The organism is Chelatococcus albus (assembly GCF_030067675.1).
In the GTDB taxonomy this organism is placed as follows: Bacteria; Pseudomonadota; Alphaproteobacteria; order Rhizobiales; family Beijerinckiaceae; genus Chelatococcus_A; species Chelatococcus_A albus.
On sequence record NZ_JASJEV010000010.1, the window covers coordinates 1 to 19,757 of the forward strand.

Sequence of the window (19,757 nt, forward strand, 5' to 3'; positions counted from 1 at the left end):
CTGCTCTTCTTCACGTCCGTCTCCTCTAGGTGACGGACTCTCACTCAAACCGAGGGATCAGGAAGGGGGCAGGTCACTGGCCGTTCGTGCGGCTCGTCTTCGCGCCCGTGAACCTGGCGCATATCGGCTGGTCGGCGGTCGGTATCGGGCTGGCGACGGTGGCCCCACTCGCCGTCCCGGAGCGGCTGCGCCACGATCCGTCCCCGATCGCTGCCGGCATTCGCGGAGCCTCGGAACGCGTGCTCGTCGGCGCCCATCTCGGCCTGTTCAACATGGCGCTCGCCGTCGGTGGAGCCGCCTTCGCCTATGGTGCGACGAGCCTCGGATGGCCGCTTCAGGATGCGCGCTTGGCTGCCATCGACCAGGCCCTCGGCTTCGACTGGCCCGCCTTCCTTGCCTGGACCAATGCCCGGCCGTGGCTCGCAAAGCTGCTGGCCAACGCCTATCACAGCGCCGGCCCGCAGCTCCTTGCCCTCTATGCCTTTCTCTGCCTCACCAAGCGGTGGCGGGAGCTGGATGAATTCCTGGCGATGATCGCCGTGTCCTCGCTGATGGTTGGCGTGGGGATGGCCCTCATTCCCGCGGCTGGCGCCTATGCGCACTGTGGTCCCGATCCGAGCCAGTTCAGCAGTTCAGCACTGAGGCCGGCATGTGGCACTACGTGACCTGACAAGCCCTGCGCACAGAAGCGACCCCCGTGTTCGATCTGCGGAAGGTCGAGGGCATCGTCACCTTCCCGCCCTTCCACACCGTCCTGGCGATCCTGACAGCCTACGCCTGCCGCGACGTGCGCCCGCTGTTCGTCGCCGCGGTTCTTCTCAACGCGCTCGTCATCGTCTCCACCCTGCCCGAGGGCGGGCATCACCTGGTCGACATCATGGCCGGGGCGCTCATTGCAGGCGTGACGATCATCGGAGTGCGCCGGGCCCTTGCGGTCGGGACGGCGCGCAACTAGCGGTTGCGGCTCCTTCCCGCTCCCGCGAGAGCCCATCCCACCTGCGCGGGGCCTGCGCTTCCGTGTGGCTTGTTCGCCCATGCGTGGCGCGACGGGGAAGAGCATGCCCGCGTTCCGGTCGCGCTCTTGCTGGCCCGCCTCCGCCCGATCGGTCGGGAGGGATCATTCACTCCCTCGCGGGCATCGGTGGCCCCGCCTTCGGCCGCTCAGGCTGCGTGGCGGTGGGCGCCGGGACCGAAATGCTCGATGTAGCGGGGGTTGATGGCGGAGACCGGCAGCACCACGAGCACATCGGTCGTGCCGAACTGTCGGTCGATCACCGCACCTTCGCCGAAGGTCGCGCCGAGGCGCAGGTAGCCCTTCACGAGCGGCGGCAGGGCGTGCAGCGCCGCCTTCTGGTCCACCGCGTCCTTCGGCAGCCGGTCCATGGCGACGTAGCGCTCGCCGACGGCGCGAGCGCGCCATTCCCGCGGCGCCAGCGCGTAGTGGTGCAGGAAGCTGAGCGGCAGGGCCAGGTGATTCGGGTCCGTACCCTCGAGGCTGGCGCAGCCGAGCATGACGTCGATGCGATGATGCAGCACATAGGTCCAGATGCCGTGCCACAGGAGCTCGACCGTGCGCTTGTTGCGGTAGGGCTTGAGCACGCAGGAGCGGCCGAGTTCGAGGAAGCGCATCCCGGGATTGGCGTCGATCAGCGGCTGGATGTCGAACTCGCCCGCCGTGTAGAAGCCGAAATGACGGTCCGCCACTTCCTGCCGCAGCAGGCGGTAGGTGCCCACGACCTTGGGCTTGGCCTGCCGGAAGGGCTTGCGCGGCGCGTCGTGATCGAGAACGAGGAGGTGGTCGCAGATCGCGTCGTACTCGTCCTTGTCGCGCCGGGCGAGCAGGGAGGCGGCGTTGGGAATTGCCGACATTTCCTCGTAGAAGACGTGGTAGCGCAGGCGCTGCGCCTTCTTGATCTCCTTCTTCGAGGTGGCGAGGCGCACCTCGAGCGAGCCGATGCGGCCGAGCACCGGCGAGAGGCCCTGGCCGGGCTCGTTCGCCGGAAGGGACGGCATGAGGCCCGGGAAGAAGCGATGGCCGGCGGCGGGACCCCAGTGGCTCGGCTTGAGCTTCTCCATCAGCGCCATGGGCCCGAAACGGCCCGGCTCCGGACGCAGAAACGCTCGCGAAGCCTTCGCGTGCATGGGATCGAATACCATTATGCCCCCCCCCCGCGGGCGGCGGTTCGCTCCCATGCCGCAACTCGACCGTCGGGCGGCCGAGTCGGCATCACCGCCGCTTCCCATCGAGCGAGGAGAACCATAAGCGTCGGACGGTAATGTGACAATGCCGCGGGGGTTGTGGCGCGGCTGCGCTGCGGCCTTCAGCCGGCGACGGCGCGCGGTCCGCGGCCGGCAGCGAGCCAGTGGCGCAGCCTGTCCCGGTCGAGCGGCTTCGCCAGGAATCCGTCGGCGCCGGCGGCGCGGGCGGCAGCGCGATCCTCGTCGAAGGCATTGGCGGTCAGCATGACGATGCGCGTCCCGAGCGCCACGCCGAGCGCCGCCTCGCGGGCCCTCAGGCGCCGCACGACCTCGAGCCCGTCGATCTCCGGCATGCGCACGTCCAAGAGCACGAGGTCGTAGGGCGGTGCCGCGCCGGCGAGCGCCGCCTCCAGGCGCGCGAGGGCGGCCGCTCCGTCCCGCGCCCAATCGGCCTCGGCGCCGAGGAACTGCAGCATCTTGAGGGCGAGCAGCGCGTTGATCTCGTTGTCCTCGGCGAGGAGCACGCGCACGCTCTCGTCGCCCTCGCGCGCCACAACGGCGGGCGATGCCGCGAGCGCCGCGAGCGCGGCCGCGGCCGACGAGGTCGTGGCGACCGCCTGCTCGAAGAGCGAACGGACGCGCACGGGCTTGACCAGATAGCCGTCGAAGCCCGTCGCCGTCGGCGAGCCGACACCCCGCCGCTCGAAGGGCGACAGGAGCACGAGGCGCCGGCGGGCGCCGGCCTCGCGCGCCGCCGTCGCCAGGCGGCGCGCCGCCTCATCCCCGAGCGCGTAGTCGACGATGACGATGTCGTAGGCCCTTTCCGTCGCGAAATCCCGTTCGGCCTCTTCCGCCGTCGCCCGGATGCGCACCTCCGCCCCGGCCTCCGTCAGCCGCGCCGCCAGGAACGGGGCCTCGAAGGGCGACTGGGCGACGATAAGCACGCGCCGGCCGGCAATGCCCTCGGTCGAGAAGCCACGGCCGGTGTCGTCGGCGGCGGGGAGGGGAAGCGTGAAGGAAAAGTGCGAGCCGCGGCCGAGCTCGCTCGTCACCGAGAGCCGGCCGCCCATCCGCTCCACGATGCGGCGGGAAATGGCGAGGCCGAGGCCCGTCCCGCCGTGGGCGCGGCTTGCCGAATCGTCGCCCTGCTCGAACTCGCCGAAGATGGCGTCGAGCCGCTCGGGCGCGATGCCGGGGCCGGTGTCGGCCACGGCGAAGGCGAGGCCGCCGTCCGCCGCACGCGACAGGCTCACGCCGACGCCGCCGCTCGTCGTGAACTTCACGGCATTGCCGGCGAGGTTCATCATCACCTGGCGCAGGCGGTCGCCGTCGCCCACCACCCGGCGCGGCACGTCGGGGGCGATCGAGGCGGCGATCTCGAGGCCCTTGTCCTGGGCGCGCGGGGCGAGGAGCTCGACGACGCCCTCCACGAGGGAATGCAGGTCGAAGGGCTCGGCCGTGAGCGCGAGCTTGCCTGCCTCGATCTTCGAGAAGTCGAGGATCTCGTCGATCAGTGAGAGCAGCGCCGTGCCGGAGGTGCGGATCGCCCTGACATAGGTCGTCTGCTCGGGGTCGAGCGGTGTGTCGGCCAGCAGATCCGCCATGCCGAGGATGCCGTTGAGCGGTGTGCGCACCTCGTGGCTGACGGTGGCGAGGAAGCGCGACTTCGCCTCGTTCGCCGCCTCGGCCCGGGCGCGTGCCTCCTCAAGGGCCTGTTCGGCAGCGATGCGCTCCGTCACATCGCGGCCGACACGCTGGCGCTCGCTGCCGGCCGCCGTCACCACCGGCGTCTCGATCCAGGCGATCCAGCGCAGGCCGCCCTCGACCTCGATCGCCTCGTCGACGAGCCAGGCGCCATCGGTGCCCGGGCGGCCCGGTTCGCTCTCGCGCACGGGCAGTGCATAGGCGGAGCCGATGAGCGTCTCGCGCGGCCGATGCGCCAGCCGCGCGAAGGCGTCGTTGGCATAGGTGATGCGGCCGGTGCCGTCGCGCCGCACGATGATGTCGCCCTGGGCCTCGATGAGGCTGCGGTAGCGTTGCTCGCTCTCGGACATCTCCCAGAGCGCGTCGTGCAGACGCTCGATCTCGGCCTCCAGACGTGCGCCCGCTTCCGCCGGCCGCTGCCGGCGGCGCCAGACGCCGAAGGCCGCCGCCGCTGCGCCCGTGAGGAAGGCCGCGACGACAAGAACGGCCGTATCGATGGACGTGGGCGCCAACTCCATGCCGTTCCATTGCCAAAGGACCGGGCATCGGATCCCGGACGCGAGGTGCCATGATGCCTACGACAGATTGAGAAAGCGTTGTCCCGATCGGTGCAATTCGGTCATGCGGCGACGGCGATGCGGTCGACGGCGCTGCGGTAGGACAGCGCCTCGGCGAGATGCAGGCGGCCGACCTTCGCCTCGCCGTCGAGATCGGCCAGCGTGCGCGCCACCTTGAGCACGCAGTGGTAGCCACGCGCCGTCAGGCGCATGGCCTCGGCCGCCTCGCGGATGAGGGAAAGGCCGGCGGAATCGGGCCGCGCCACCTCCTCGAGCACCGGCGGCGGGCAGGCGGCGTTCGACGTGATGCCGTCGAGGCCGAGGGCGGCATAGCGCTGCGCCTGCCGGGCCCGCGCCGCGGTGACGCGCGCCGCAGCCTCCGCCGAGCCCTCCGCCGGCGGCGGCAGGATGAGGTCGGCGGCGGTCACCGCCGGCACCTCGATGACGAGGTCGATGCGGTCGATGAGCGGGCCGGAGAGGCGTGCCTGGTACTGCGCCATGCAGCGCTCGTTGGGCGCGCGCCGGCAGGTATGGCCGGGCTCCGTCGCCCGGCCGCAGCGGCACGGGTTCATGGCCGCCACGAGCTGGAAGCGCGCCGGATAGACCACCCGGTGGTTGGCGCGCGAGATCGCGACTTCGCCCGTCTCGATCGGCTGGCGCAGGCTATCGAGCACCTGCGGCTGGAATTCGGGCAGCTCGTCGAGGAAGAGCACGCCGCGATGGGCGAGCGACACCTCGCCCGGGCGGGCGTGCAGCCCGCCGCCGACGAGGGCGGCCATGGAGGCGGAGTGGTGCGGCGCCCGGAAGGGGCGCCGGTCGGTAAGCGCGCCCTCGGCGAGGAGGCCCGCGACCGAATGGATCATCGACACCTCGAGCAGCTCGCGCGGGGCGAGCGGCGGCAGGATCGAGGGCAGGCGCTGCGCCAGCATGGATTTGCCTGCACCGGGGGGCCATTCATCAGGAGGTTGTGGGACCCGGCCGCAGCGATCTCGAGGGCGCGCTTGGCGCTTTCCTGGCCCTTGATGTCCTTGAGGTCGGGAAGGGCCCCGGCGGGCCGCGCGATCGCCGGTTCCGGCCGGCCCATGACCTGCGTGCCCTTGAAGTGGTTGGCGAGCTGGATGAGCGAGCGCGGCGCGAGGATCTCGAGATCGCGGCTCGCCCAGGCCGCCTCCGCGCCGCAGGCGGCCGGGCAGATGAGGCCGTGGCCGCGGCCGTTGGCGGCGATGGCTGCCGGCAGCACGCCCGCGACCGGCGTGATGGTGCCGTCGAGGGCGAGCTCGCCGAGCACGGTGAAGCCCTCCAGCGCGTCCGCCGGCACGGCGCCGATCGCCGCCATGACGCCGAGCGCGATGGGCAGGTCGTAATGCGAGCCCTCCTTCGGCAGGTCGGCCGGGGCGAGGTTGACGGTGATGCGCTTCGCGGGCAGGGCGAGGCCCGAGGCGATGAGGGCGGCGCGCACGCGCTCGCGGCTCTCCGCCACCGCCTTGTCGGGCAGGCCGACGACGTTGAAGACGACGTTGCCCGGCGAGATGAGCACCTGCACGTCGACGGCGCGCGCCTCGATGCCCTCGAACGCCACCGTCGCGACGCGCGTCACCATGTGATTGAGCCCCGTCTTCCGGCGCCGCACCGGCGCCGCGCCCGGGGCGCATGCCCCAACGGAAACTGTAGCGGGCCACCGCACGGCTGACAAGAACAAGGGGAGAACGGAGGATGCCCTGCCGCCGCGCCGCGGCCCGCGGCCGCCCGCACACTTGTGCGCGGCCGAGGCCGCCGGCTATATGCGGCCGACTGCCGGGGAGATGGACATGGCCGAAATGCGGCTCGTCGTCGTGGGCGCCGCCGGGCGCATGGGGCGGATGCTCGTGAAGACCGTGGCGGAGACCGAGGGCACGACGCTCGTCGGCGCCATCGACCGCGAGGGCTCGGCCCTGCTTGGCCAGGATGCGGGGACGCTCGCCGGCATCGGCGCGCTCGGCGTGCCGCTGACCGACGATCCGCTCACGGCCTTCGCCAGGGCCGACGGTGTGCTCGACTTCACCATGCCGGCGGCAACCGTCACCTTTGCCGGGCTCGCGGCACAGGCGCGCATCGTCCACGTGGTTGGGACGACGGGCCTGTCGGAACAGGATTTCGCCCGTCTCGACGCCGCCGCGCGCCACGCCGTCGTCGTGCAGTCGGGCAACATGAGCCTCGGCATCAATCTCATGGCTGCCCTCGTGCGGCGCGTGGCTAGGACCCTCGGCGAGGATTTCGACATCGAGATCCTGGAGATGCACCACCGCATGAAGGTGGATGCGCCGTCGGGCACCGCGCTCCTCCTCGGCGAGGCAGCGGCAGAGGGACGCAACATCGCCCTGAAGGACCGTTCCGTGCGCGTGCGTGACGGCCACACTGGCGCCCGCAATCCCGGCGACATCGGTTTCGCGACCCTGCGCGGCGGCACCGTCGTCGGCGAGCACTCGGTCATCTTCGCCGGTGCCGGCGAGCGCATCGAACTCACCCATCGGGCCGAGGACCGCGGCCTCTTCGCCCGCGGCGCGGTCAAGGCCGCGCTGTGGGGATTCGGCAAGAAGCCCGGCCGCTATTCCATGGCCGACGTCCTCGACATCGCCGCGATCTGAGACACGTTCAGCCTTCAGGAGTTTCGTCCCATGGAGCGCCTTCTCGTCCTCGTCCGCCACGGCCAGAGCGACTGGAACCTCAAGAACCTGTTCACCGGCTGGAAGGACCCGGACCTCACCGAGCAGGGCATCCGCGAGGCCCGCGCCGCCGGCCGGCGGCTGAAGGAGCTCGGGCTCACCTTCGATGTCGCCTTCACCTCGGACCTGACGCGTGCCCAGCATACCCTGAAGCTCATTCTCGAGGAGATCGGCCAGGCCGGTCTGCCGACGCTCAAGGACCAGGCCCTCAACGAGCGCGACTACGGCGATCTCTCGGGCCTCAACAAGGACGACGCCCGGGCCCGCTGGGGCGAGGAGCAGGTGCACGTCTGGCGCCGCTCCTATGATATCGCTCCGCCCGGCGGCGAGAGCCTGAAGGATACGGCGGCGCGCGTCCTGCCATACTACATCCAGCACATCCTGCCGCGCGTCATGCGCGGCGAGCGCGTGCTTGTCGCCGCCCACGGCAATTCGCTCCGGGCCCTCGCCATGGTGCTCGACGGTCTCACTCCCGAGACGATTCCGACGCTCGAGCTCGCCACCGGCGTGCCGCTCGTCTACCGTCTGAAGGCCGACACGACGGTCGAGACGAAGCGGGTGCTTGCCGCCGCCTGAGGCGGGAGCGTCGGGCCTCGATCGACCGGCAACGGGGTGGAACCGCCCGATTGCAGACGCATCGGTCGATACCAGCGAGTTGCAGCGGGAGGGGACGGCTGGCCGGTTCCTGCTCCCCGTCCCGCTCCAGCGCGGAGGCCGGATGAGAGAAGTCCTGCCCGGCGTGCAATACCATCCCGGCTATCTCGACCGGGTGGTGCAAGAGGCGCTGGTGGAGGAGCTGCGCGGCGTGGCGCGCGCGGCGCCCTTCTTCACGCCGCGCATGCCGCGCACGGGAAAACCGTTCTCCGTGCGCATGACCAACTGCGGCAGCCTCGGCTGGGTCTCGGACGAGCGAGGCTACCGCTACCAGCCGACGCATCCCGACACTGGCGCTCCCTGGCCGCCGATGCCGGAGCGGCTGCTCGCGGCCTGGCGCGAGCTTGCCGGCTATCCGCATGATCCCGAGGCCTGCCTCGTCAACTTCTACGAGGCGAAGGCGAAGATGGGTCTGCACCAGGACCGGGACGAGCAGGAGTTCGACGCGCCCGTGCTGTCCCTGTCGCTCGGCGACACGGCCCGCTTCCGCATCGGCGGTACGGCGCGCTCGGGCCCGACGGTGACGCTGCGCCTCGCTTCGGGCGATGCCCTCGTCTTCGGTGGCCCCGCACGGCTTGCCTTTCACGGCGTCGACCGCATCATCGCGGGGTCGTCGACGCTCCTGCCCCAGGGCGGGCGCATCAATCTGACGCTGCGGCGCGTGACGCGGCCTCCGGCCGACTGAGCGGCGCGGGGGGCCACAATGCCGGCGCAGCAGCGGTCGAGGCTGCCGCCAATCGAGGGGAGGGCAAGGCGCATGAAGCGAGGTCTGGTCGGCGGTCTGGCGGCTCGTCCCGGTGTGTTCCGGTTTTCGGCGTCCGCACTCGGCCTGCTGCTCCTTGCGGGTGGCGCCCTGGCCGACCCGGTCTTTCCCACCGGCCTCGGCATCGGGCTCACCCCGCCCGAGGGCATGACGGCATCCGCCAAGTTCTCCGGCTTCGAGGACGAGAAGACGGGGGCCGCGATCCTCATCGTCGAAATGCCGCCGGAGGCCTATGCCCAGATCGAGAAGGGGCTTTCCGACGATGCGCTCGGCAAGCAGGGCGTCTCCGTGGCCAAGCGCGAGAACTTCCCGGTCAAGGATGGAAAGGGCTTCCTCGTCTCCGGCATGCAGCGCACCGGTGCGCTCACCCTGCAGAAGTGGATGCTCGTCGGCGCCCTTCCCAAGACGACGGTGCTCGTCACCGTGCAGGTGCCGTCGAGCGCGAGCGGGGCCTATTCCGATGCCGTGGTGCGCCGCGCGCTGGAAAGCGTCACCTACCGCTCCGCCGGCAGCCTTGAAGAGCAGATGGCCGCGCTCCCCTTCACCCTGGGCGACAGGGCGGGTTTCCGTGTCCTGCGTGTGCTCGCCGGCAACAGCCTGCTCATGACCGACGGCCCCAAGGACGTGGTGAGGGGCGGCGAGCAGCCGATCTTCATCATCGCGGCCGGCCAGGGCGCGATCCCGGGCACGCTGGAGCAGGACCGTTTCGCCCGGCAGGCCTTGTCCGGCCTCGCCGGCGTGCAGGCGGCCGAGATCAAGCGGGCGGCGGGCAGCGAACGCGACAGGGTGTCCTGGCACGAGATCGAGGCGGTGGGCGTGGACCCGGTCACCAAGGCCAGGCTCTTCGTGGTGCAGGCCATCCGCTTCGGCGCCAACGACTACATCCGCATGGTCGGCATGGTGCGCGAGAAGGACCGGGCTGCGGTTGCGGCCCGCTTCGCCCGGATCCGCGACGGCGTCGCGCCCCGATAGGCCGGGGTCAGGCGGCCGGTGCGGCCGAGGTCATCCAGCCCATGGCGGCGCCGGTCGGATCGCGCAGGATGGCGATGCGGCCGACGCCCGGCACGTCGAAGGGCGCGCGCAGCACCGTTCCGCCCTCGCGCTCCGCCGCCGCGACGCGGGCATCGATATCGTCCACCTCGACATAGGCGAACCAGTGCGGCGGAGCGCCGGGAGCCACGTCCTCGATCGCCATGAGGCCGGCAACCGGCGCGTCGCCTGCCTTGGCGACCCAGTACTGCGAGTTCTCCATCGGGAAGCTCTCGAAGCTCCAGCCGAGGGCCGCGGCATAGAAGGCCTTCGCCTTCTCGACGTCGTCGGTCATCAGCTCGTTCCAGGCGAAATGTCCGTGCATGACGCTCTCCCTCGGTGCTGCGGCGCGGGCTCCGGCCGGCCCCGCAGCATAGCGCAGCGGGCGGCGCGGGCGCGCCCGGTCTCACGCGCCGTCAGCCGGCGGCTGGAAATTCGGCATGGACCAGCCGCGCGCGAGGGCGAGGCCCCGCAGGCCGAAGCCGCTGGCGACGCCGGCGAGTTCGGCCGCGAGCGGCGGCAGGGCGAGGTGGAGGGCAACGACGTAGGCCGTGGCTCCCACGACGGCGGCGGTGATGTAGATCTCGCGGGCGAGGACGAGCGGCACCTCGTTCGCCAGGATGTCGCGGATGATGCCGCCGAAGGTCGCCGTCATGGTGCCGAGCGCGACTGCGACCAGGGGTGAGGCGCCGAAGGCGATCGCCCGCTCCGCTCCGGTGACGGAAAAGAGGGCGAGGCCCGCCGCGTCTGCCCACAGGATCAGCCGCCGCCGGCGCCCGCCTCCGGCCCGGACGGGAAAGCGCCCGCCGCCGGCGAAGACGAGCACCGCGACGGCCATGCACACGAGCACGTCCGTGGGGTCGCTGATCCAGAAGACCGGCCGCACGCCGATGAGCAGGTCGCGCAACGTGCCCCCGCCGACGCCCGTGACCGTGGCGAGCAGCATGAAGCCGATCGGGTCCATGCCCTTGCGCGCCGCGACCAGCGCGCCCGTGAGCGCGAAGACGGCGACGCCGGCCCATTCCAGCCACGGGGCGGCGACGCCGAGCATGGGGCTCAGGCCGCCGGACCCTGCGACGCGGCCGCCGTATCGCCGTTGCCGTTACCGTTACCGTTCGGCGTCCTCGGCCCGCCCTTCGACACGCCGACGAGGGCCGGGCGCAGCACGCGCTCTCCGATGACGAAGCCCGATTGCACGACTTGCACCACGGTGCCGTTCGGCACGCTGGCGTCCGGGACCTCGAACATGGCCTGATGCAGATGAGGATCGAAGCGCTGGCCCTGCGGATCGAGCTTCTTCACGCCGTGGCGTTCGAGCGTCTTGATGAGGTCGCGCTCGGTGAGCTCGACGCCTTCGACCAACGCCTTCAGGACCCCGTCGGCGGCGCGCGCCTCCTCCGGCAGGCTGGAGAGTGCGCGATGCATGTTGTCGGCGACGGTGAGGATGTCGCGCGCGAAGGCGCTGACCGCGTAGGTTCTGGCGTCGGCCACTTCCCGCTCGGTGCGGCGCCGCAGGTTCTCCATCTCGGCGAGCGTGCGCAGGAGGCGGTCCTTCAGTTCCGCCTTCTCGCTCTCCAGCGCGGCGATGGGGTCGACGGCGGGCTCGACGGGCGTTTCGGCCGCGGCCTCGGGCTGCGCCTCGGCTGTCCTGCTCTGCGCGTTCTCCTGCATGCTGTCCTGCACCTTGCGCGTGTCGGGGGCGGTGTCCTTGGCCGGATGGGAGCCACCGGCCGGCTCGTGCGTGGTCGGCTTGTGGGTCATTTCACGTCTTTGCGATTGCCACAGGTTCGCGCCCGATATCAGCGTTCGGGCGGGAAAAATCAAGGCAACCTGCGGCCGGTGCCGGGCGGTGGCGCCTATCGGGCCCCCGCGCGGGGTGGGGATGCAGGGGCCTCCTCCTCGCTCCGGAAGACGTCGAGGAGGGCCCGCCGGATGGCCGCCTGGCGGTTGGCGTTGGTGATCTTGGCGCCGGTGAGGTCCGTCACGTAGAACACGTCCACCGCCTTCTCGCCGAAGGTCGCGATATGCGCCGAGGCGATGTTGAGGTTGAGCTTCCCGATCGCGGTGGTGAGATCATAGAGCAAGCCCGGCCGGTCGAGGCCCGAGACCTCGAGCACGCTGTGGCGGTGCGACAGGCTGTTGTCGATGATCACCTCGGGCGCCACGTGGAAGGGCTTGGCCCGGTCCTTCGCCGGCCGGCGGGCGGCGACGAGGTCGGCGATGCGGACTTCGCCCTTGAGCGCCCGCTCGATGGCAAGCGCGATGCGCTCGCCACGGCGCAGCTCGTCCTCGTCGCGGTCGAAGGCGCGCGAGACGAAGATGGTGTCGAGCGCGAGCCCGTCGGTCGTGGTGAAGATCTGCGCGTCGACGATGTTGCCACCGGCTGCGGCGCAGGCGCCGGTGATGATGGCGAGGAGCCGGGGGTGGTCGGGCGCGAGCACGGTGAGCTCGGTCACGCCGCGGAACCCGTCGGTCGCCACCGTCGCTGCCGTGGTGCGATCGGCGGCCTCGGAGACGCGGATGAAGCGCGCCTGTTCGATCTTGCGCGGCAGGTCGACCTTGAGCCAGTAGGCGGGATAGTGCCGTGCCGCATAGGCTGCGAAGCTCGCGTCGTCCCAGTCCGGCAAGGCCTCGCGCAGGGCGACCTGGGCGCGGCGCACGCGCTCGGCGCGATTCTCGCCCGACTGGCCGCCGGTGAGCACGAGCTCGGTCTCGTAGAACAGCGTGCGCAGGAGCTCGCCCTTCCAGCCGTTCCAGACGCCCGGGCCCACGGCCTTGATATCGCAGACAGTGAGCAGCAGCAGGAGCTTCAGCCGCTCGATGGTCTGCACCACCTTGGCGAAGTCCTCGATGGTGCGCGGATCGGCGAGGTCGCGGCTCTGGGCCACGGTGGACATGACGAGATGGTTCTCGACGAGCCAGGCGACCGTCTCGGTCTCAGCCTCGTCGAGACCGAAGCGGGGTCCGAGCTTGCGGGCGATGCGCGCCCCGGCGATGGAATGGTCGTCCGGCCGGCCCTTGGCGATGTCGTGCAGGAAGAGGGCGACATAGAGCGCGCGTCGGTTCTGGATCGTGCCGATGATCTCGTTCGCCAGGGGATGTTCGGCGACGAGCCGGCCGGCGTCGATCTCGGCCACGACCCCGACAGAGCGCAGCAGATGCTCGTCCACCGTGTAGTGGTGGTACATGTTGAACTGCATCATCGCCACGACGCGGCCGAACTCGGGCACGAAGCGACCGAGCACCCCAGCCTCGTTCATGCGCCTGAGCACCACCTCGGGCGCGTTGCGCGAGGTCAGGATGTCGAGGAAGAGGCGGTTGGCCTCCCTGTTCTCCCGCACGCCCCGGTCGATGAGCTTGAGCGAGCGCGTCGCAAGGCGGCTCGCGTCCGGGTGGATCGCCAGGTTGTGTCGGTCGGCGAGCCAGAAGAGCCGCACGAGATTGACCGGATCGCGCGTGAAGGCGCCGTCGTCCGCGACGGTGATGCGGTTGTTGTCGAGCGCGAAGTCGTGCGACTCGAGCGGCCCCCTGCGCCGCCGCCGCAGGCGCTGGACGAAGCGGTCGAGCGTCGGGCGGTGCTTGGCATGACGGGCCTCGAGCCCCGCGCAGACGATGGCGGTCAGGTCGCCGACATCCTTGGCCGTGAGGAAGTAGCGCTTCATGAAGCGCTCCACCGCCGACAGCCCTCCGTGCGCGGCATAGCCGATGCGTTCGGCGATCGCCCGCTGCAGGTCGAAGGACAGGCGCTCCTCGGCGCGGCCCGTGGCGAAGTGCATGTGGCAGCGCACCCGCCAGAGGAACTCCTCGCAACGGTTGAAGAGCACCATCTCCTCGCCGGTGAACAGCCCGGCCCGTACGAGTTCCTTGGGCTCGTGCACGCGGTAGACGTAGCGGGCAAGCCAGAAGAGGGTGTTGAGGTCGCGCAGGCCGCCCTTGCCGTCCTTGACATTGGGCTCGACGAGATAGCGCGAGGCGCCGGCGCGCGAGACGCGGGCGTCGCGCTCGGCGAGCTTCGCCTCGACGAAGGCCTGGGCAGAGCCACGCACGACGTCGTGCTCGAAGCGGGCGACGAGATCGTCGTAGAGCGCGCGCTCACCGAGGAGGAAGCGCGCCTCCAGCATGGCGGTGCGCACCGTCATGTCGGCGCGCGCCTCGCGGATGCAGTCGTCCACCGAACGCGTGGCGTGGCCGACCTTCAGCTTGAGGTCCCACAGGATGTAGAGCATCGCCTCGACGACACTCTCGCTCCAGGCCGTCTGCTTGTAGGGCAGGAGGAAGAGGAGATCGACGTCCGAGCCTGGCGCCATCTTGCCCCGGCCATAGCCGCCGACCGCGACGACCGCGAGGCGCTCGCCGGTCGAGGGATTGTCGGCCGGGTAGAGCCGGCGCGTGGCGACGCCGTGCACGGCGGCGATCACCTCGTCCATGAGCTGCGACAGGCGCCGCGCGCAGGCGAGCCCGTCGCGCTCGGCGATGAGCCGGGTCTCGGCCTCCGCGTGGCCGGCCTCGAGGTGGGCGCGCAGAAGCGTCACCAGATCGCGCCGGAGAGCGGCGGTATCGCTGCCCTTGCGCGCTTCGAGCGCGGCGACGGCGGCCGCGAGGTCGCGGATTGCGGCGGTTTCGGTTGCGGCGCGGGCCATCGTGGCGAATGCTCCTCGGGCGGCGGGGGGACGGGATGCCGCCGCCGGGATGGCATAGCACGGGCGAGGCGCGTTGCGATGCGCCCGAAGGGAGCGCCATGGACAGGACCGAATTGAGGGCGCTGCAGGCGCCGCTCAAGGCGCGCTATCGCGCCGCGCCCGAGGCGGCGCTCGTGACGCTGAAGGCGCGCGGGCGCCTGGACGAGGCCCGCATCGCCTGCAAGGTGGAGAGCGGGCGCGCGCTCGCGGTGGCTGGGCTCCACCCGGCGACGGGTGGCACAGGGGCGGAGCTGTGCTCGGGCGACATGCTGCTCGAGGCGCTGGTCGCCTGCGCCGGCGTCACCCTCAAGGCCGTGGCGACCGCGCTCGACCTTCGCCTCGACGGCGGCGAGGTGCGGGCGGAGGGCGACATCGACTTTCGCAGCACGCTCGGCGTCGACAAGGATGCGCCCGTCGGCTTTCGCGCCATCCGCCTCACCTTCGCGCTCGATACCGATGCACCGGCGGAGAGGCTCGACGAGCTCCTGCGGCTCACGGAACGCTACTGCGTCGTCTACCAGACGCTCGCGCGGCGGCCGGACCTCAGCGTGACCATGGGGCGGGCCTGAGCCTTATCCTGCGAGTTTCAGTGATGGCATCGAGGGCGAGACGAAGCGGGCAGGCTTTCCCCCGCTCCTGGTTTACGATGCCCTGCTCGAACTCTGGCGCGCGCCCGACAGGCGCCTGCGCCAGGTCGATCTCGAACGCGCCATGCTCGTCCGCCAGTACGGCATCTCGCGCCTGGTCGACCGGCTCGAAAGGGACGGGCTCGTGCGGCGCGAGCCCTGCAGCGAGGCTCAGCGACGAGGAGGCCGATCTGCTTGCCGGCCTCCTGACGCGTCTCTATGGCGACTGATGTCGCCGCCCGGCGGCGCGTGCCCGAAGACCTACAGGCCGCTGAACCAGTTGTAGCCGTAGGTCTCCCAGTAGCCGCCGGTGTAGTCGTTGCCGATCTCGATCTCGACGAGGTGCTTCGGGTTCTTGAAGCCGAGCTTGGTCGGCACGCGCAGCTTCACCGGGAAGCCGTGGGCGCGCGGCAGGGGCACCCCGTCCATCATCAGGGTGAGCTGCGTCTGCGCGTGCAGGGCGCTCGCCATGTCGATGCTGGTTGCGTAGCCGTCCTCGCAGCGCAGCGTCACATATTTGGCGGTGAGGTCGGCGCCGGCCCGCCGCAGGAAATCCGAGAAGCGGACGCCGGTGAACTTGCCGATGGCGCTCCAGCCTTCGATGCAGACGTGGCGGGTGATCTGCGTCACGCGCGGCAGGGCATTGAGCTCCTCGAGCGTCCAGCCGCGCGGCGCATCGACGAGGCCGGTGACGGCGAGCCGATAGGTCGCCGGATCGATGACGGGCGCCTTCTCGGGGACGTTCGGCGTGTAGAAGCTGTTGAAGGGAAACGGCCGGGTGATCATCCGCTCCGGATATTCCGGGGCGAGCCGCTCGGGATCGAAGAGGAAGGCCTGGACGCGGTCGTTGAAGTCGGACATGCGGCCGAGCGCGGCCTCCGCCGACATGCCGTCCACGATGTCGCAGCCGGTGAGCAGGGTGAGCGAGCCGAGGCCGAGCATGTCGCGGAGGAACTGCCGGCGCGACCAGGGGGAGGCCCGCCGCGCCGCCTCGCGCAGGATCGCACCGCTGTCGGGATGGGGGAGCTTCGGAAGCGGGGCATTCATGGCAGCACCTATCGGCCGCGGATCATGGCGCCGAGGCTTCTCGGCACGGCGAGCGCCATCGTCACATGAACGAGGAGGAAGAGAACGATCGCCGCCATGGCCCAGAAGTGCAGGAGCCGCGCCCGGTCGAAATCACCGAGCGCCATGACGAGGCCCCGGAGCTGCACGGGCTTCCAGATGGCGAGGCCGCTCGCGACGGCGAAGACGAGCGCGAGAATGACGCCTGCATAGAGCAGTCGCTGCACGGCGTTGTAGCGGCCGATGTCGTCGTGCGAGAGCCGGCCGGCGACAAAGGCGCGGAGGTCGGTGACCACCGCGCGCGGCGAGATCGGCCAGAGCTTGCGGGCGAAGCGCCCCGAGGCGAGCCCGTAGACGAGATAGACGAGGCCGTTCAGGACGAGGAGCCACATGGCAGCGAAATGCCAGCGTAGCCCGCCGATGAGCCCGCCGCCGAGTGTGAGCGCCGGCGGAATGGTGAAGGGCAGGGTGGGATAGGCGTTGTGGATCGCCAAGCCGCTCAGGATCATGACGATGACACAGAGCGCGTTCACCCAATGTGTGACGCGCACCACGAGCGGATGGACGGCGGGTCGGTCGTTCTTCATGGCCTCCTCCTCCGGGACGGGGCCGCAGCGTCGGCTGCGGCCCCGGAGGTTTCTCCGCCCGGTCAGTTCGGCAGGAGGACGGTGTCGACGACGTGAATCACGCCGTTGCTCTGGAAGACGTTGCCGATGGTGATCGACGACCTGTGGCCCTTGGCGTCGATGATCGAGAGCTTGCGGCCCATCGGCATCACCGAGAGCTTCTCGCCCTGGACGGTGGTCAGGGAGGCCTTGCCGCCATTCGCCTCGGCCTGGCGCTTCAGCTCCTCCACCGAGAGCTTGCCGGGCACGACGTGATAGGTGAGCACCGCCGTCAGCATGGCCTTGTTCTCGGGCTTCAGCAGCGTGTCGACGGTGCCGGCCGGCAGCTTGGCGAAGGCGGCGTTGACCGGTGCGAAGACCGTGAAGGGCCCCGGCCCCTGCAGCGTATCGACGAGGCCGGCGGCCTTGACCGCCGCGACGAGCGTCGTGTGGTCGCGCGAGTTCACGGCGTTCTGGACGATGTTCTTCGTCTCGTACATGGGCGCGCCGCCCACGTCCGGGTTGGCGAAGGCGGCCGCCGACAGGAAGAGCGCTGAGGCCGTGGCGAGGGCGAAAGTGCGGATCGACGACATGAAGGTCTCCTCTTGGCAGTGTCCGGCCGCGGGTTCGGGCCGGGAGGCCGTCGGCACCATGTCCGTCCGGCCGTCGCGAGGAGCTACGGAAAGGTGTCCGGCGGGTTTCATGACGGCTGCGGATTTTTTGCCGGGAGCCCCGCCGGGGCGGGAGAAGTCAAGGCGTGGCCTGCACCAGCCGGCCCGTGAAGAGCACGGGGCCACTTGGCCGGCCCGTGGTCGAGCCGCCCCTGGGCTCAAGGCTCACCGCCAGCACGGAGGACTGCACGACCTCGCGCGGATAGGCAGCGAGTGCCGCCGTCTGCGTGAAGCCCTCGTCCTCGACCAGGCCTAGCGACCGCGGGGCATCGTAGCGGTCGTTGACGAGCCACAGCTCGTAGGACCTGTCGGCCGGGCGCTCGGCGCTGACGGCGCGCACGGTGAGGTTGCGGGTGGCGAGGTCGACGGACACGATGAAGGCGGGCGAGGCGGCGTCCTTCTGCAGCACTGCCACGAAGCTCTGCGGCTCGGTGGGGCGCAGCACCCGCTCGCCGGCGACGAAGAGCGCGAGCGAGGCCGCGATGGCGCCGCTCGCGAAGGCGGCGAGCTTCCACCGACGCAGGTGGCGGGTGAGGTCGACGACCGGGGCGCCAGCCCCGGCCGGCGCGTCGAGCGCGCGCTCGATCTCCGCCCACAGGTCCTCGGGCGGTGCGACCTCGGGCGCCGCCTCGCCCAGCGGACTGAGGCGCCTCTCCCAGGCCGCGATCGCGTTGTCGAGCGCCGGCTCGCGGGCGCGGCGCGCGGCCACGGCGCGGCGTTCGGCGAGATCCAGCGTGCCGAGCACATATTCGCCGGCAAGGCGCTCGATGTCGTCGCGCTCGCTCATGAGCCGAGGCACTCCCTGAGCTGGGCGAGGCTGCGGTGCAGCCACACCTTGATCGTGCCGACGGGACGCGCGAAGCGCTGCGCCAGCGCCTCGCGGCTCAAGCCGTGGCAATAGGCGAGCAGCACGGCCTGCCGCCGTTCGGCGTCGAGACCGTCGAGGCAGGCGATGAGCCGGCGCAATTCCTCACGGCGCGCGCGTGCGGCGAGCGGATCGGGGTTGTCGCCTGGGACTTCCAGCTCGACGTCGTCGATGTCCGCGGCCGGCGGCTGGCGGCGGCGCGCTTCGTCGAGGGCGCGGTTGCGCGCGATCGCCGCCATCCAGGTAATGGGAGACGATTTCGCGGGGTCGTATCTGGCGGCGTTGTGCCAGATCTTCACGTAGGTCTCCTGCGTGACGTCGCGGGACAGGTCCCTGTCCCCGAGGATACGCAGAATCGTGCCGAAAAGTTTCGCGGAGGTGGCGCGATAGAGCGCCTGGAACGCTGCCCGGTCGCCGCGGGCGGAGCGCGCCAGCCAATCGACGAGTTGGTCCTGCTCGCCACCCTGCACCGCCGCACCACCTCTGCCGATGATCCGCGCCGGATCCTACCGTTCCGCGCCGGCGGGCGCCACGGCCTTTCGACGGCGGCCGCAGCAGTCCGTCATGGTCCGGCGAACAGGCTCCATGCCAGCTCCATGTCAGCTCCATGTCAGCTCCATGCAGCCCCCGGGGCGGCGCCCCGACACGGCGCTCATGCCGATTGGCGCCGCCGTTCTGTCCCGCGCGCCTTCACCTTGCGCTCGATTGCATCCCAGATCGACACGGCGAGGTCGGGGCCGCCAAGGCGCTTGATGGCACGGATGCCGGTGGGTGAGGTGACGTTGATCTCGGTGAGATAGCCGTCGATCACGTCGATGCCGACGAAGATCAGCCCGCGTTCGCGCAGCGCCGGGCCGATGGCGCCGCAGATCTCGAGCTCGCGCGCCGTCAGGTCGGTCGGCCGCGCCGCGCCGCCCCGGACCATATTGGAGCGGATGTCGTTCTCCGCCGGCACACGGTTGATGGCGCCCGCCGCCTCGCCGTCGACGAGGATGATGCGCTTGTCGCCCTGCTTCACCTCGGGCAGGAAGCGTTGCACCACCCACGGCTCGCGGAACGTGACAGAGAAGAGATCGTAGATCGAGCCGAAGTTGGGATCGTTCTTCGTCACGCGCAGGACAGCGGCGCCGCCGTGGCCGTAGAGCGGCTTCATGACGATCTCGCCCACCTCGTCGCGAAAGGCTTCGATCTCCGCCTTGTCGCGCGTGATCAGCGTCGGCGGCATGAGCTCGGGAAACTGGGTGACGAACAGCTTCTCCGGCGCGTTGCGCACCTGCGCCGGGTCGTTCACCACGAGGGTGTGGGGATGCACGCGCTCGAGCAGATGCGTCGTCGAGATATAGGCCATGTCGAATGGCGGATCCTGGCGCAGGAGCACCACGTCGACGGTGGCGAGGTCGACGCGCGTCGGCTCGCCCACGGTGGCGTGGTCGCCGGCAACGTCGCGCACGCGCACCGGATGCATCTCGGCCGTCACGCGCCCATCGCGCATCGAGAGCTTCTCGGGGCGGTAGTAAAGCAGCGCGTGGCCGCGCTCCTGCGCTTCCAGCATGAGCGCGAAGGTGGAATCGCCGGTGATGTTGATGCGCTCGATCGGGTCCATCTGGACCGCCACTGTGAGGCTCATCAGCCGCTCCT

Annotated in this window: 20 protein-coding genes and 1 pseudogene; 8 read left to right on the top strand and 13 right to left on the bottom strand. The window is 70.7% G+C overall.

Translation table 11 applies throughout. From position 1 onward, the window contains the following. Window positions 1-86 precede the first annotated feature (86 nt). Complete coding sequence (locus QNA08_RS14695) at window positions 87-665, top strand: phosphatase PAP2 family protein (RefSeq protein WP_283741487.1); 579 nt, start codon at window positions 87-89, stop codon at window positions 663-665. Window positions 666-697: 32 nt separating this feature from the next. After that, window positions 698-955, top strand: coding sequence for a phosphatase PAP2 family protein (locus QNA08_RS14700; protein WP_283741488.1), 258 nt, complete (start codon window positions 698-700; stop codon window positions 953-955). Between the two features lie 206 nt (window positions 956-1,161). On the opposite strand, the gene olsB is transcribed toward QNA08_RS14700, so the two are convergent. The 3 genes and pseudogenes from olsB to QNA08_RS14715 form a co-directional block, all read right to left on the bottom strand. Continuing rightward, window positions 1,162-2,085 carry a l-ornithine N(alpha)-acyltransferase gene (gene olsB / locus QNA08_RS14705; RefSeq protein ID WP_422679927.1) on the bottom strand — a complete coding sequence of 308 codons (924 nt, stop codon included), beginning with the start codon at window positions 2,083-2,085 and terminating at the stop codon, window positions 1,162-1,164. Window positions 2,086-2,321: 236 nt separating this feature from the next. Then, window positions 2,322-4,421 (bottom strand): ATP-binding protein, encoded by a 2,100-nt coding sequence (locus QNA08_RS14710; protein ID WP_283741489.1) that lies wholly within the window; start codon window positions 4,419-4,421, stop codon window positions 2,322-2,324. A 101-nt stretch (window positions 4,422-4,522) separates the two neighbouring features. Beyond that, a pseudogene (locus tag QNA08_RS14715) lies at window positions 4,523-6,060 on the bottom strand (YifB family Mg chelatase-like AAA ATPase). A 217-nt stretch (window positions 6,061-6,277) separates the two neighbouring features. Between QNA08_RS14715 and dapB the strand changes: the two are divergent. The 4 genes from dapB to QNA08_RS14735 all read left to right on the top strand — a co-directional run bounded on the left by dapB (window position 6,278) and on the right by QNA08_RS14735 (window position 9,551). After that, window positions 6,278-7,084, top strand: coding sequence for a 4-hydroxy-tetrahydrodipicolinate reductase (gene dapB / locus QNA08_RS14720; protein WP_283741583.1), 807 nt, complete (start codon window positions 6,278-6,280; stop codon window positions 7,082-7,084). 30 nt (window positions 7,085-7,114) lie between these two features. Next, window positions 7,115-7,738: a 2,3-bisphosphoglycerate-dependent phosphoglycerate mutase gene (locus QNA08_RS14725; RefSeq protein WP_283741490.1), complete on the top strand. Its 624-nt coding sequence runs from the start codon at window positions 7,115-7,117 to the stop codon at window positions 7,736-7,738. A 142-nt stretch (window positions 7,739-7,880) separates the two neighbouring features. Beyond that, on the top strand, window positions 7,881-8,501 hold the full coding sequence (locus QNA08_RS14730; RefSeq protein WP_283741491.1) for an alpha-ketoglutarate-dependent dioxygenase AlkB family protein: 621 nt from the start codon (window positions 7,881-7,883) through the stop codon (window positions 8,499-8,501). Window positions 8,502-8,573: 72 nt separating this feature from the next. Next, window positions 8,574-9,551 carry a hypothetical protein gene (locus QNA08_RS14735; protein ID WP_283741492.1) on the top strand — a complete coding sequence of 326 codons (978 nt, stop codon included), beginning with the start codon at window positions 8,574-8,576 and terminating at the stop codon, window positions 9,549-9,551. Window positions 9,552-9,558: 7 nt separating this feature from the next. Here the strand turns inward: QNA08_RS14735 and QNA08_RS14740 are convergent, their stop codons facing one another. The 4 genes from QNA08_RS14740 to QNA08_RS14755 form a co-directional block, all read right to left on the bottom strand. Beyond that, window positions 9,559-9,933, bottom strand: a complete 375-nt coding sequence (locus QNA08_RS14740; RefSeq protein ID WP_283741493.1) for a VOC family protein — start codon at window positions 9,931-9,933, stop codon at window positions 9,559-9,561. A gap of 81 nt (window positions 9,934-10,014) precedes the next feature. Continuing rightward, entirely contained in the window at window positions 10,015-10,659 is a 645-nt protein-coding gene (locus tag QNA08_RS14745) for a trimeric intracellular cation channel family protein (protein WP_283741494.1), read from the bottom strand. A gap of 5 nt (window positions 10,660-10,664) precedes the next feature. Next, window positions 10,665-11,369 carry a nucleotide exchange factor GrpE gene (grpE, locus tag QNA08_RS14750; RefSeq protein ID WP_283741495.1) on the bottom strand — a complete coding sequence of 235 codons (705 nt, stop codon included), beginning with the start codon at window positions 11,367-11,369 and terminating at the stop codon, window positions 10,665-10,667. A gap of 95 nt (window positions 11,370-11,464) precedes the next feature. Then, the gene (locus QNA08_RS14755) at window positions 11,465-14,248 is read right to left on the bottom strand and encodes a [protein-PII] uridylyltransferase (protein WP_283741496.1); all 2,784 of its coding nucleotides are present in this window, start codon (window positions 14,246-14,248) and stop codon (window positions 11,465-11,467) included. Window positions 14,249-14,346: 98 nt separating this feature from the next. On the opposite strand from QNA08_RS14755, the gene QNA08_RS14760 reads away from it, so the two are divergent. Both QNA08_RS14760 and QNA08_RS14765 read left to right on the top strand, forming a co-directional pair. After that, window positions 14,347-14,856, top strand: coding sequence for an OsmC family protein (locus tag QNA08_RS14760; RefSeq protein WP_283741497.1), 510 nt, complete (start codon window positions 14,347-14,349; stop codon window positions 14,854-14,856). Between the two features lie 67 nt (window positions 14,857-14,923). Continuing rightward, window positions 14,924-15,199, top strand: a complete 276-nt coding sequence (locus QNA08_RS14765; protein WP_340322240.1) for a MarR family transcriptional regulator — start codon at window positions 14,924-14,926, stop codon at window positions 15,197-15,199. Here the strand turns inward: QNA08_RS14765 and QNA08_RS14770 are convergent. The 6 genes from QNA08_RS14770 to gshB form a co-directional block, all read right to left on the bottom strand. After that, window positions 15,175-15,960, bottom strand: coding sequence for a molybdopterin-dependent oxidoreductase (locus QNA08_RS14770; protein WP_283741498.1), 786 nt, complete (start codon window positions 15,958-15,960; stop codon window positions 15,175-15,177). The two genes, QNA08_RS14765 and QNA08_RS14770, sit on opposite strands and share 25 nt — an antisense overlap. Window positions 15,961-15,968: 8 nt before the next feature. Further along, entirely contained in the window at window positions 15,969-16,565 is a 597-nt protein-coding gene (locus QNA08_RS14775) for a cytochrome b/b6 domain-containing protein (protein WP_283741499.1), read from the bottom strand. A gap of 62 nt (window positions 16,566-16,627) precedes the next feature. Next, window positions 16,628-17,176 carry a fasciclin domain-containing protein gene (locus QNA08_RS14780; protein WP_283741500.1) on the bottom strand — a complete coding sequence of 183 codons (549 nt, stop codon included), beginning with the start codon at window positions 17,174-17,176 and terminating at the stop codon, window positions 16,628-16,630. Window positions 17,177-17,333: 157 nt separating this feature from the next. Then, entirely contained in the window at window positions 17,334-18,041 is a 708-nt protein-coding gene (locus QNA08_RS14785) for an anti-sigma factor (RefSeq protein WP_283741501.1), read from the bottom strand. Further along, window positions 18,038-18,589, bottom strand: coding sequence for a sigma-70 family RNA polymerase sigma factor (locus tag QNA08_RS14790; RefSeq protein WP_283741502.1), 552 nt, complete (start codon window positions 18,587-18,589; stop codon window positions 18,038-18,040). The genes QNA08_RS14785 and QNA08_RS14790 overlap by 4 nt, the downstream gene beginning before the upstream one ends. A gap of 182 nt (window positions 18,590-18,771) precedes the next feature. Beyond that, the gene (gshB, locus tag QNA08_RS14795) at window positions 18,772-19,746 is read right to left on the bottom strand and encodes a glutathione synthase (protein ID WP_283741503.1); all 975 of its coding nucleotides are present in this window, start codon (window positions 19,744-19,746) and stop codon (window positions 18,772-18,774) included. Window positions 19,747-19,757 lie beyond the last annotated feature (11 nt).